At 44.2% G+C, this 12,320-nt stretch carries 10 protein-coding genes; 3 read left to right on the forward strand and 7 right to left on the reverse strand.

The window, feature by feature from the left end; translation table 11 throughout:
• Positions 1 to 306: 306 nt before the first annotated feature.
• The 5 genes from AC6R05_RS04140 to AC6R05_RS04160 form a co-directional block, all read right to left on the reverse strand.
• Positions 307 to 495: a hypothetical protein gene (locus AC6R05_RS04140; RefSeq protein WP_032549228.1), complete on the reverse strand. Its 189-nt coding sequence runs from the start codon at positions 493 to 495 to the stop codon at positions 307 to 309.
• Between the two features lie 165 nt (positions 496 to 660).
• Positions 661 to 1,695 (reverse strand): hypothetical protein, encoded by a 1,035-nt coding sequence (locus tag AC6R05_RS04145; RefSeq protein ID WP_500646647.1) that lies wholly within the window; start codon positions 1,693 to 1,695, stop codon positions 661 to 663.
• A gap of 62 nt (positions 1,696 to 1,757) precedes the next feature.
• Positions 1,758 to 2,426 carry a YiaD family glycine zipper/OmpA-like lipoprotein gene (locus tag AC6R05_RS04150; RefSeq protein ID WP_032549227.1) on the reverse strand — a complete coding sequence of 223 codons (669 nt, stop codon included), beginning with the start codon at positions 2,424 to 2,426 and terminating at the stop codon, positions 1,758 to 1,760.
• Positions 2,427 to 2,544: 118 nt separating this feature from the next.
• Complete coding sequence (locus AC6R05_RS04155) at positions 2,545 to 3,234, reverse strand: DUF2786 domain-containing protein (RefSeq protein ID WP_032549226.1); 690 nt, start codon at positions 3,232 to 3,234, stop codon at positions 2,545 to 2,547.
• Positions 3,235 to 3,412: 178 nt separating this feature from the next.
• Positions 3,413 to 4,096 carry a DUF3334 family protein gene (locus AC6R05_RS04160; protein ID WP_150872157.1) on the reverse strand — a complete coding sequence of 228 codons (684 nt, stop codon included), beginning with the start codon at positions 4,094 to 4,096 and terminating at the stop codon, positions 3,413 to 3,415.
• Between the two features lie 220 nt (positions 4,097 to 4,316).
• On the opposite strand from AC6R05_RS04160, the gene ydiJ reads away from it, so the two are divergent.
• The 3 genes from ydiJ (at position 4,317) to AC6R05_RS04175 (ending at position 9,625) form a co-directional block, all read left to right on the forward strand.
• Positions 4,317 to 7,352, forward strand: coding sequence for a D-2-hydroxyglutarate dehydrogenase YdiJ (gene ydiJ / locus AC6R05_RS04165; RefSeq protein ID WP_500646648.1), 3,036 nt, complete (start codon positions 4,317 to 4,319; stop codon positions 7,350 to 7,352).
• A 59-nt stretch (positions 7,353 to 7,411) separates the two neighbouring features.
• Positions 7,412 to 7,873: a methyltransferase family protein gene (locus AC6R05_RS04170; RefSeq protein ID WP_500646649.1), complete on the forward strand. Its 462-nt coding sequence runs from the start codon at positions 7,412 to 7,414 to the stop codon at positions 7,871 to 7,873.
• Between the two features lie 135 nt (positions 7,874 to 8,008).
• On the forward strand, positions 8,009 to 9,625 hold the full coding sequence (locus tag AC6R05_RS04175) for a S1 family peptidase (protein ID WP_500646650.1): 1,617 nt from the start codon (positions 8,009 to 8,011) through the stop codon (positions 9,623 to 9,625).
• A gap of 160 nt (positions 9,626 to 9,785) precedes the next feature.
• Here AC6R05_RS04175 and AC6R05_RS04180 read toward each other — a convergent pair whose 3' ends face one another.
• Together AC6R05_RS04180 and hutH are read right to left on the reverse strand one after the other, a co-directional pair.
• Positions 9,786 to 10,511: a DUF3581 domain-containing protein gene (locus AC6R05_RS04180; RefSeq protein ID WP_150872164.1), complete on the reverse strand. Its 726-nt coding sequence runs from the start codon at positions 10,509 to 10,511 to the stop codon at positions 9,786 to 9,788.
• A 269-nt stretch (positions 10,512 to 10,780) separates the two neighbouring features.
• Complete coding sequence (gene hutH / locus AC6R05_RS04185) at positions 10,781 to 12,313, reverse strand: histidine ammonia-lyase (protein ID WP_500646651.1); 1,533 nt, start codon at positions 12,311 to 12,313, stop codon at positions 10,781 to 10,783.
• Positions 12,314 to 12,320 lie beyond the last annotated feature (7 nt).

Genomic DNA, 12,320 nt, shown 5'->3' on the forward strand with positions numbered 1-12,320 from the left:
AAATCTAGATTAAGTTATTGTTTTAAATTGTGTTTTTAAATTCGACTGAAATATCAAAATTTCTCATGATTAAGAAGGTTTGAGATCCATAGCACCTTTTCTATACAGGTTTATACAGTGGTTTGATAAAAGTACTGTATAGGCACTGAGGTGACTTGCTTAGATAGAAGGTCTCTTTAGAAGCGAAAGAGGGCTTAAGGACAAAGGGAAGTGATGGTGTAGCGAAAAAAGATGGTGGATGCGGTAAGGTACCAGGATCAAAAAAGCGCCTCGATTGGCGCTTTTTTTACTTCCGTGTTGAGGTAACTATCTTCTCGTTGCCTCGGAGAGTTTTGCTCTCATTTCCATTTCGCCGATATTGAACTGGCGAACGTCCATGGTTGCAATGTCATTGCATTCTTCACATGAACAATGAGACTTACCGTCAAGGTAGTCATGTTTTTTTACTAGGCTTGGCTTTTTACACCAATCACATACGCCTTCAATTGTGAACATATCCTCTCCTCACCTGTATCGTCAGGTGTATTTTCGGCGTGGATTATGACACAAGTAGTACTAATAAGTTAATTGTTTGTTACCTATTTTTGAGAGGGAGATCGTTTGCGACGCCAATAATAATGGGTTTCCGTGCACTACGTCGTCCCCGTAAGAATTTATTTGTTACGTTTTGGTAACATTTTGTAAGATTGTTTTCAGGGCAGCGTTCAACCTTTTCATCTCTTCATCGCTACCTTGGACATCTGGGTGATAAATTTTAGAGAGTTGCTTATAGCGAATTTTGATTTTCTTTTGTTCAGGAATGGCCGAAATCTTGTATCCAAACACAGCACAGGCTAGCTGAAGGTTGTGATTGCTCTTACTGTTTTGTCGTTTCTTCAGCTCTTTATAGAGCGTGGCGATTTGGTGCTTTTGCTGTTTAAGCTGAATATCTTTGAGCTTGATTTGTTCTCGATTGATATCTTCAGTTTTCGTTTGATTATTTTTACGCAGTTTGGCGATTAAAATGCCCGTCACGCCGAGTAGCAGGGTAATAACAATAGCTAAGCCAATAATTAAATTGTGAGAGGTTTTGCTTTGTTGGCTAGCCTGAAACGCAGATTGGGTCGTCTGCGATGTTGTCACGGAAGACGAATTAGTTAATTGGGTTGTGGCTTGCTCACTATATTGCTCATCAAGCGCTTTAAATGATGAAACTTGTTGTGAGCGACGCTGATTAAATTGCGCTTGCAGGACGCGTTCATACGCTTGTTGAGCTTGAGGGATCTGAGAGCTTGCTAGACGGTACCACAGCTCAGCTTGGTCAAGCGCATCAAACGACTCGGTTTCTTGTTCATAGAGCTCGCCCAAGTTGAATGCCGCTTGATGATTGCCTTCTATAGCAAGTTGCGTATACCAAAGGGCAGCAGCGTTAATATCCTTCTGAGTGCCTTGTCCTTTGACCAGCATATCAGCAGCTTGCAGTTGAGCTTGCTGGTGGCCTTGTTCTGCAGCTTGAGAAAACCAATAGAAAGCTTCTTCTTCGTTTTTGATGCTCGGTTCATTCAAGTAGGTCTGTGCTAAACGAAACTCGTCTTCTGAGTTGCCTTGGTTGGCCTTCTCTTGAAGCTGAGTCAGTTCTTGCTGTGTTATCTCTGCAAATGATTGGGCGCTAAGAAGACAAAAAAGTAGGGGAATTAAAGTGAGCTTGTGCAACATAGATCCATCTTTCTCGGTAGTTCCTATAAAAAAGCCCAGCGATTGGCTGGGCTTAATCGAGATTATTTCAGCGGTAGAATTTGAATCTCTACGCGACGGTTACATGCTCGACCTTGAGATGTACCATTGTCACAGATTGGGTAGCGTTCACCGTTACCACGAGCAATAGCGCGGCCTGCTGCAACATCTTGAGAGATCAAGAATGCACGTACAGATTCAGCACGACGCTCAGATAGGATTTGGTTTGTAGACTCGCTACCTGTGCTATCTGTGTGACCATCGATCACTAGGCTTGTGTCAGGGTATTCAACCAGAATACGAGCAACACCGCGTAGTGTTTTGTGGATGCTTGGCTCAAGAGCGTAAGAACCCGATTCAAAACCGATGCCGTTTTCTAGGCGAAGTAGCAGTTGGTTTTCGCCCACACGCTCAACCTGAACGCCAGAGTTAAGTAGCTCTTGGCGTAATGCTGCTTCTTGTTGGTCGAAGTAGTAACCAATACCACCACCGACAGCTGCGCCACCTGCAGCACCAATCAGTGCACGTTTACGACGATCTTTAGAGTCATCACCCGTTGCCGCACCCGCTACGGCACCAGCGATAGCACCGATAAGTGCACCTTGTGTCGCAGAGTTTGTTTCAGATTCACCTGTCGTTGCGTTTTGACGCTGAGTCGCCTGACAGCCAGTTAGAGCGATAGTCAGCGCAAGTGCTAATGTGATTTTTTTCAACGTGTTGTCTCCATGTTGTACTTCAGTCATAACAGTCGATGTGTATGACAAACATATTGTTCTGTATATCCGTCGAAGGAAATATTTATCAGCGATTTACTGTTAAGTAAAGCCAGTATTAGGATTTGGTTATCCGCTTCGCCGCCTGCGCACCAGCGACAGGGCGGTTTACAGATAACTTACGACCTTTCTTTAAGCCTACTTCATAATCAGCAGTAAGGTTTTTCATCGCTTCTTTTAGTTGTTGCTTAAAGGTTTCGCGGTCGATGTTTTTAAATTCTTTATCAATGTAGTTATTGATTTTGTTGTTTGATTCATCATCGGGGGTGATCGTCGGCAGCTTTTCCAGCGCACCTTCAACCCAGCCAGAGACAAACGAGTTTACGCGACGAGTCACTTCCGTTGAGCTAGTGCCAGAGCCAGCGAAGCTATTACGGAATTGGCCTGTATGCTCATTCATTTCACGGTAGATGATGTCAAAAGCAAAGGCTGCGAATATTGCGCGATCCGCTTCTCCGATGAATTCGGCACGCTTCAAGCCTTTGTGATTTAAAAGAACCGCTTCCACACCAAATTTGGTATTAATGCCGCGAATGACACGCAGAAGGGTTGAGCTAATGTTAGCGGGTAACAGATGTGTTGATTGAGTTTTCCCCATCTTGATGAATTCAATATCGTCCTTCTCGAGGCCGTATTTGAGCATCAAGTTATGCGCCATTTTGATTGCGTTAGCGGCTTCGTTAACGTTGGCTGAGTTTCCAAGCTCTAAGCACTTGGCAATTTTTTTGAGGGCTCTTTTCTTATCCATCGACTGACTAATCATTACCACATTTTTTTAAAAGTCCGACATTTTACCCGTTTTAGTGAGCAACAGAAAGTAAAAGTCGTGTTAGCAATGGTAGTGATTGGTCTGAATGTAGCCCTAGAAATGAAAAACACCATCAAATCGTTGATGGTGTTTTAGAAGGTAAGAACGAAAATTTGGCTTAGATGCCTAGTTCGTCCAGCAAGTCTGCTGCTGCGTCGTTGTCAGACGGTTTGTTGTCTGATTTGTCTTCGTTCATTTTCTTTTGCGTTGCTTCTAAGATGCTGTCTGGGCATTCATCTTCAGAAATTTCAAACTCTTCAAGCTGAATAAACTCAGTCTTATCCATTGCCAGCTCTAGGTAGAAAATGTTGTTCTTTTCAGTAGAGAAAGTCACACGGCGCGCTTGTGGTCGATCCAGATTAGTATCTACTGATAGGTTAACTTGTTTGTTCAGAGACAGCATTTTTGGTTGGTTCTGGGTAATGTTGGTTTGCAGCTCTTTACGTACTTTGTTGGTAAAGTCGCCAACCAATTGGTTCATCAGCTCACCCAAAACATCACCCACTTCGTCAGAGGTGTGTAGTACGGCAAGCTCATCTTCCGGCATGCCCATGTTGCGCATGTAGTTTGCGTAGATCTCTAGAGCCGCTTTTGAAGTGAAGTTGATAACAACTAAGCCTGAAAAGCCACCGTCGAATAGAACAAAACAACCAAAATCTGGCTTAAGGCTGGTCTTACTGATCTTTTGGACCATAGCTGAGTATTGAACAGGAGAAGCAGTTGCAGAAGTCAGTACGCTTGATACCGATTGGCATAGTTTTAGAAGAATGTCTTCTGTTGTGACTGTTTTATTTTTTCTCATTATATTGTGCTCATGGGTATCTTTAACAAAACGATATCCAGTATGTTACTACTGAAAGAATAGAAAAGTGACTATTATTGCATTCTTGCACTGAGATTCTTATTTGATCACCTTTTTATATGAACTTATTAGTAGTAAAGTGACGAAATTCAAAGAAAATTATTAAAATTCTAATTTAACCCATTGCTGATAGGATCAGCGAAGTAGGGGCAGGAAGCAAATGTTACCAAGACTTCAACTCAATGCTGATGTCGATCCAGTTGTTGTTCGCTTTTTAGAAGAGTTAAAAGCGGCAGGTTTTACTGGTGACATCGAATCTCATTATTCAAGCCGTTTAGCCGTCGCGACCGATAACAGTGTTTATCAACAGCTGCCACAGGCGGTGGTACTCCCAAAAACTACTCACGACGTTTCGTTAGTCGGAAAGATCAGTGCGAAATCCACGTATGAAAGAGTGACTTTTTCCCCTCGTGGTGGCGGTACGGGTACTAACGGTCAATCCTTGACGAAAGGTGTGGTTGTCGACCTTTCCCGATACATGAATCAAGTGATTGAGATAAATGAGAAAGAGGGTTGGGTTCGTGTTCAAGCGGGTATCGTCAAAGATCAATTGAACGATGCAGTTCGCCCTTATGGCTATTTCTTCTCTCCAGATCTTTCGACCAGTAACCGTGCCACCTTAGGCGGAATGATTAATACGGATGCTTCAGGTCAAGGCTCGCTGAAATACGGCAAAACTTCCGATCATGTGTTGTCGTTGCAAGCGGTGTTTGCTGACGGTTCTATTCTGGAGTCAGACCTTTCAAATGGGTTACCCAACGTTGGCGAGTTCGCCCATAAAGCGTTAGAGGTAACGGAGTCTGTTTGTCGTGAAAAACGCCAACAAATCCTAGAAAAATTCCCACCATTGAACCGTTTTCTTACTGGTTACGACTTAAAGAACGCGTTGAATGAAGAAAACGACCGTTTTGATATCACTCGCGTGCTTTGTGGTGCAGAAGGGTCATTGGCTTTTATCACTGAAGCTAAGCTAAACCTTACTCCTATTCCAAAAGCTCGAACGCTCGTCAACGTGAAGTACAACTCGTTTGACTCTGCATTACGTAATGCGCCATTTATGGTGGAAGCGAATGCTTTGTCTGTCGAAACCGTTGACTCGCGAGTATTGAATCTCGCTAAGCAAGATATTGTTTGGCACACAGTGAGCGACTTGCTGACAGATGTGCCGAATAAAGAGATGCTCGGCATCAATATGGTTGAGTTTGCTGGTCAGGATGAGGCTGAAGTTGAAGCACAAGTGTGTGCGCTGACTGAACGCTTGAACCAAATGCTAGAAGCGGAAGAAGCGGGCATCATCGGTTTTCAAGTGTGCAGTGATTTAGCGAGCATTGGTCGTATTTATAACATGCGTAAAAAAGCCGTAGGCCTGTTGGGTGCAGCAAAAGGACGAGCTAAGCCTGTTGCATTTGCTGAAGATACTTGTGTGCCGCCAGAGAACCTAGCTGACTTTATTGCTGAGTTCCGTGAACTGCTTGATGCTAAGTCTTTAAACTATGGCATGTTTGGCCATGTTGATGCGGGTGTTCTGCACGTGCGTCCAGCGTTGGATCTTTGCGATCCTAAACAAGAAGCGTTGATGCATGAAGTCTCCGATGAAGTCGTTAAGCTGGTGGCTAAGTATGGCGGCTTGATGTGGGGTGAGCATGGTAAGGGCTTCCGCTCTGAATATGGTCCAGACTTCTTTGGTCAGGAGCTGTTCACTGAGCTTCGTCGAGTAAAAGCAGCGTTTGACCCGCACAACAAAATGAACCCAGGCAAGATCTGTACACCACTTGATAGTGATGCAGAATTGGTCAAAGTCACCGACACTAAACGCGGTTACTACGATCGTCAGATTGATGTACAAGTCCGTGATAGCTTCAAGCAAGTGATGGAGTGTAACGGCAACGGTCTATGTTTTAACTACGATACAAGCTCACCGATGTGTCCATCGATGAAGGTGACGGCCGATCGTCGTCATTCTCCAAAAGGCCGTGCAGGCTTAGTGCGTGAGTGGTTGCGTCAGTTAACTGAGCAGGGTGTGGATATCCTCGACTTGGAGCAACAAGCACTTAACGATTCAACACCAGTTAAGACCATGATTGAGCGTGTTCGTAACTCGCTTAACAAGCGCCACGAATACGACTTCTCTCATGAAGTGCATGAAGCGATGAATGGTTGTCTTGCTTGTAAAGCGTGTGCAAGCCAGTGTCCGATCAAAGTGGACGTTCCTAGCTTCCGCTCTCGTTTCCTAAATATTTACTACTCTCGTTACCAACGTCCAGCAAAAGACTATTTGGTGGCGAACATTGAGAGCATGTTGCCGTTAATGGCTAAAGCGCCAAAAGTTGTCAATGCGGCTCTGTCGCAGAAGTGGGTACAAAGCGCGACAGCAAAAACAGTAGGTTATGTTGATGCACCTTTGATGTCTGTACCTACGCTGGATAAGCGGTTATCTGAAAAACAGCTTAAGGCGTTTGACTTACAGTATTTAGAAGGTCTGTCGAAGGAGCAAAAACAGCAGCACGTTCTGATTGTTCAAGACCCGTTCACCAGTTACTACGACGCAGAAGTGGTCGAAGACTTTGTCTCGCTACTTATCAAGCTTGGGAAAACTCCGGTCGTTCTACCATTCAAACCAAATGGTAAAGCTCAGCATATTAAGGGCTTCCTAAGTAAGTTTGCAAAGAATGCTAAATCGACCGCTGATTTCTTATCGCTTATCGCTGATATCGGTATTCCATTAGTCGGTGTTGATCCTGCTCTGGTGCTTTGTTACCGCGACGAGTATCTAGAAGTACTCGGTGATAAGCGTGGTGATTTTGATGTACTCACTGTGCACGAATGGATGCTGCCACGTCTTGAAGAGTTTACTAGTCGCGAGTCTAGCGAAGAGATGTGGTACTTGTTTGCTCACTGTACTGAAAAGACCAAAATGCCAAATGCAGAGAAAGAGTGGGGCGCAATATTCGCTCACTTTGGTGCCGGGCTAACGACGGTGCCTGTGGGCTGTTGTGGTATGGCCGGTACTTTTGGTCACGAAGTCGATAAGCTGCAGATGTCGAAAGATATCTATGGATTGAGTTGGAAGCCACAAATTCAAGATCTTCCTAAAGATCGATGCCTTGCAACAGGGTATTCTTGCAGAAGTCAGGTTAAGCGCTTCGAGGGAGAGAAACTTGCTCACCCACTACAAGCACTTGAAAGATTGATATAAATGATGAAGCCCAGCACTGACTGGGCTTTTTAATATCTCAATATGGCATAAGGAAGGCTATGAAGTTCTTGGAATTAAAAGTACCACCGCTCGCGTTGTTTGTTGTGATTCTATTGTTGTCATATTGGCTAGCAAATAGCTTTACGTTGGCTTCGTTTTCTCTTCCTTATCATCAGCTCATGTTATTACTGGGTATCTTGGTCAGCGGCGTGATTGGTCTTTCTGCGGTTTGGGAGTTCAAGAAACGCAAAACCACAGTAAACCCAATCAAAGTGGACAGTGCCTCATTGGTGGTTGATTCAGGTATCTTCGGATACAGCAGAAACCCAATGTATCTTGCGCTCTTCATTTTGCTATTTTGTTTCGGATACTATCTGCAAAATCTATTTAGCCTTTCGCTTAGCTTCTTATTCGTTATCTACATGAACCGCTTTCAAATCCTTCCTGAAGAGCAAGCGTTAGAATCACTATTCGGTGCCGAATACGTTGATTACAAACAGAAAGTTCGCCGCTGGATTTAAAAGAGCGTGTCGTAAATGAGAATAAATCTCATAACTTAATGTACGTCACAAAAATACAAAACTCATGTTTCATATGTTTTATTTATAAATTAGCCTGCGCCGACTATTAGAAGTAATTAAGGCTAGGTAAAAAATATGAAACAGGCTAAGTTGCTGTCCGCAGTTGTTGGATTAGCATGTTTGTCTTCGACGCCAGCGTTCGCTGACGTCTCCTCTCGAATCATTAATGGTGAGCAAGCCCCTGCGGAGAGCTGGCCATTTATGACGGCACTTGTTACCAAAAACTTAGATGCTTACAAAAGCCAATTTTGTGGTGCTAGTTTTATTGGTTCACGCTATGTATTAACGGCGGCGCACTGTGTGGACAATGAACACCCAGACAATGTCGAAGTGGTAATTGGTGTTTCAGACCTTTCTTCTAGTGAAGTGGCAGAGCATCGTTACGGAGTTAAGAACATCTACATCCATGGTCAATATGGTCAAGTTGGGATGAGTAATGATATCGCGATTATAGAACTGACAGAGGTTCCTCAAGAAAAAGCGGTTTCATTGGCAGACAGTAACCTTCGTTGGAACCTAAATGACGGTCAAAATCTAACAGTGATGGGGTGGGGTGACCAAGATACATCAAGTAACTTTGCCAACAGCAATCATCTGTATCAGGTGGATGTGCCTCTCGTTAATCAAGAGACATGTAAGAGTATTGATCCGTCAATCAACCCTAATTATGCAAGAATTGGTAATGATGCATTTTGTGCCGGCTTTGTGAACGGTGGTAAAGATTCGTGCCAAGGAGATAGTGGTGGTCCAATTGTTGTTGAGACGAATGGCAGCTATGAACAACTTGGCGTGGTTAGTTGGGGAGAAGGCTGTGCTCAAGCAAATGCCTATGGCGTTTATTCGAACATAGGGCATTTTGATTCATGGATCGCTGATATGACAAGAGGCTTTAGTTATCGTTCACGAGAGCATCTAAGAATGCGTTCTGTCGGCCAACTGAGCCACACGTTTAAGTTTGATAATTTTAGCGATCAAGTTATTACTTTTTCAGGCGTTAACCCTGTGCAAGGTTCTGTCATTACAAGCAATAGCTGTAACGATCTAGCGATTGGTGGAAGCTGTGAAATTCAAATTACAAAGAACTTACCAACCGTTGGATTTTACTCTTTCGGGATAGAGTTTAATACTGACTTGCCTGGTTCTGAGTCAATCACCAATCTTGTTGCAGTTAATGCAGGTAATTCAGTCAACCAACAAACTGCTAACCTAGTTGATATCCCATACGATGAAATGGTAAGTGATAGAACCTGGAAAGTAATAGGTAATGAAATTGTTTCTCCGTTTTTGTTCGACTCTCAAGTAGCCCGTTTGGGTATAAACGGTATTCCTAAAGGAAGCGTCACACTAGACTTGAAAATTTCGACGGAAGAGCATTTTGACGAAGTTGTTATTTTGACAAATGGTAAGGTCGCTTACATCAAGTCTGGTATTTTGAATGAGTCAGTGTCAGTACCTTTGGTCCTTGAAACGGGCAATAGTTTAGAGATTATTTATGCAAAAGATGGTTCTCGCTCGGTAGGTGCGGATGAAATTAGGTTTAGCAACCTAAGGCACACCAGTGAAATTGTGGGGTCGAACTTGAGTGGCAATGAAGTTGCCAAGTCAGGAAGCGGCGGCAGTGGCGGTGGCTCATTTGGGTGGCACTGGCTATTGATGTTGGTAGGTGTTGGTTTGCTAAGAAAGCGCCACTAATTCCCCAATGCTTTTATTTAAAGAGCTTCATAGTGTGAAGCTCTTTTTGTTGAAACCTTACCTGTCGTCAATTAGGTTGTAGACATCAAAAAGCCCAGCTTATCTCAAGCTGGGCTTTAAAATTTTTGCTATCGCTTTTCACTACAGAGATTTTCAGCGATTAAGCGGCTGCAGCGAACTGTGCTAGAAACATATCTTTGCGCTCGTTGAAGCGGTTTACTAGGTCGTCAACTGACGCTTGATCGTATGGCTTAAGACCACTTGCGACCATGCGTTTAACGCCTTTACCAACCACTTCGCCATCTTCTTTAAAGTCGAAGTTAAGAGTTACAACACCGCGCTTACCTTCAACGTCGAATGTTGCGCCAGAGAACTCAACTTCTGGGTGAGTTAGGTCGATACGAGAGAACTCTACTTCCATGCTTTCATAGATAACCAGTGGACGCTGACAGTTGATCATCATTTGCTGCTCTTCCATAAGAGGAACCATGATGTGCGGGAAGTTCATACCAGAGAACTGGACGTAATTAGTCACGACATGTTCGATGAATGCTTGATCTTGGCTTGTTTCACCTTCACATGTCATGTGTAGGTACTCTTTGCCTTTCTCATCAACAACAGCACTTTCTTTATCGCATTTGTTTTCTACATCCAATGCAATGCCATCGCTTACCATGCCTGAAAAATCAAAACGCATCTTTTGGCTAATGCCTTGCTTTTGCAGTAGAACCGCAAATAGTAGGTCGCCAGGTACACAAAAGCGCTTGTTGTCTTCATCGTGAATTGGGTTGAAATCACCAGCAACCTTTTTTGCGAAGTGGCTAGCTTGTTCACGAGTGAATTGAAATTTGTTTTCTTCAGTAGAAACGTATGGTGTCAGAAACATAATACCGCTATTCATTATCAAAACTGCGGCCGATTATAACGGACTAATTCGAATCTAATGGTCTATCCAGTTAGTGACTGTGTTCATATGCTACAGAATGGTAATGCGAGTGTTATGTGATCTTGGTTAGAACATTGATGCTGTAAATAATAGGGGTGGGTGTGGAAAGGTGAGCGGCTTAATTAGTGATGCCTGCACTTCATATTTGAGCTATGAAGTGCAGGTTTAGTCGGTTAAGTAGAGATATCCTTAACGCAGAATATTGCTACTTAGAAGCTACATAGAATGCCATCAGGCATTAGATGGTTGTGTACTGAAAGCTTAAGCAGCAAGTTAGCTTGTTCGATGTCTGGTGCGAAATAACGGTCTTTGTCGTAAAAGCTTACCTTCTCACGTAAGATTTGTTTCGCTTCTTCTACTTTTGCTGACGACTTGTTTGGCGCTCGGAAATCAAGCCCTTGCGCTGCTGATAAGTACTCAACTGCAAGAATGCCACGGGTGTTTTCGGCCATGTCACGCAAGCGGCGGCCTGCAAATGTCGCCATCGAAACGTGGTCTTCTTGGTTTGCTGATGTTGGTAAGCTATCAACCGAAGCAGGGTGCGCGAGTGTTTTGTTTTCACTTGCTAGCGCTGCCGATGTTACCTGAGCAATCATAAAGCCTGAGTTTACACCACCGTTGTCGACCAAGAATGGAGGTAGTTTGCTCAATGCACTGTCAATCAATAGCGCCATGCGGCGTTCAGACAGACTGCCAATCTCAGCAATTGCTAGCGCTAAGTTATCTGCGGCCATAGCGACAGGTTCCGCGTGGAAGTTACCGCCAGAAATGATGTCGCCATCGTCCGCAAACACTAACGGGTTATCAGACACAGAGTTTGCTTCGATCTTTAGGATCTCCGCAGCGTTTCGAATCTGTTGTAAACATGCCCCCATCACTTGAGGCTGACAGCGCAGTGAATATGGGTCTTGAACCTTTTCACAGCAGGTATGAGATTCACCAATTTCACTGGTTTGATCGAGTAGGTGACGGTAAGCCAGAGCTGCGTCCATTTGTCCGCGATGACCACGCACACGGTGGATTCGAGGGTCAAATGGTCGACGGCTTCCAAGCGCCGCTTCTACTGACATCGCACCACAGACTGTTGCTGAGGCGAACAGATCTTCTGCCGCAAACAAGCCTTCCAGTGCAAATGCTGTAGAAGCTTGAGTGCCGTTGAGTAGCGCTAGACCTTCTTTGGGCGCGAGGGTAATTGGCTCAAGTCCTGCAATTTGCATCGCTTCTAAGCCAGTAATGATCTTGCCATTGTGACGTGCTTGACCTTCACCCAGTAGAACCGTACTCATATGAGCAAGGGGTGCTAAGTCGCCCGATGCACCTACAGAGCCTTTCTGTGGCACACAAGGATAGACTTGCGCGTTCACTAGGTCGATAAGTGCATTAATGACTTTAAGACGAATGCCCGAGTAGCCACGTGACAGGCTGTTGATCTTCAGTACCATCATTAGACGAACGGTCTCATCAGACATGAACTTGCCGATACCAGCAGCATGCGAAAGCACAATACTTTTCTGTAGCACTTCTAAATCTTCAGGTGCGATTTTAGTGTTTGCGAGTAAGCCAAAACCAGTGTTGATGCCATACACGGTACGATCTTCGGCGATCACTTGCTCAACCACTTGAGTGCTTGCCTCAATATCAGGAATGGCTTCAGGATCCAACGATAGGTTCACTGGGCTACGGCTGATTTTACGAAGCTCGGATAGGCCAAGTTGTCCTGGTTTCAGTAATAGGTTCAACATATCTTCT

The organism is Vibrio sp. R11-SG3-ISO9, from assembly GCF_059834255.1.

Bases quoted from the DNA above. Each gene is read 5' to 3' on its own strand.
- AC6R05_RS04140 (WP_032549228.1), bottom strand. From the start codon at position 495: ATGTTCACAATTGAAGGCGTATGTGATTGGTGTAAAAAGCCAAGCCTA.
- AC6R05_RS04145 (WP_500646647.1), bottom strand. From the start codon at position 1,695: ATGTTGCACAAGCTCACTTTAATTCCCCTACTTTTTTGTCTTCTTAGC.
- AC6R05_RS04155 (WP_032549226.1), bottom strand. From the start codon at position 3,234: ATGGATAAGAAAAGAGCCCTCAAAAAAATTGCCAAGTGCTTAGAGCTT.
- AC6R05_RS04160 (WP_150872157.1), bottom strand. From the start codon at position 4,096: ATGAGAAAAAATAAAACAGTCACAACAGAAGACATTCTTCTAAAACTA.
- ydiJ (WP_500646648.1), top strand. From the start codon at position 4,317: ATGTTACCAAGACTTCAACTCAATGCTGATGTCGATCCAGTTGTTGTT.
- AC6R05_RS04170 (WP_500646649.1), top strand. From the start codon at position 7,412: ATGAAGTTCTTGGAATTAAAAGTACCACCGCTCGCGTTGTTTGTTGTG.
- AC6R05_RS04175 (WP_500646650.1), top strand. From the start codon at position 8,009: ATGAAACAGGCTAAGTTGCTGTCCGCAGTTGTTGGATTAGCATGTTTG.
- AC6R05_RS04180 (WP_150872164.1), bottom strand. From the start codon at position 10,511: ATGTTTCTGACACCATACGTTTCTACTGAAGAAAACAAATTTCAATTC.
- hutH (WP_500646651.1), bottom strand. From the start codon at position 12,313: ATGTTGAACCTATTACTGAAACCAGGACAACTTGGCCTATCCGAGCTT.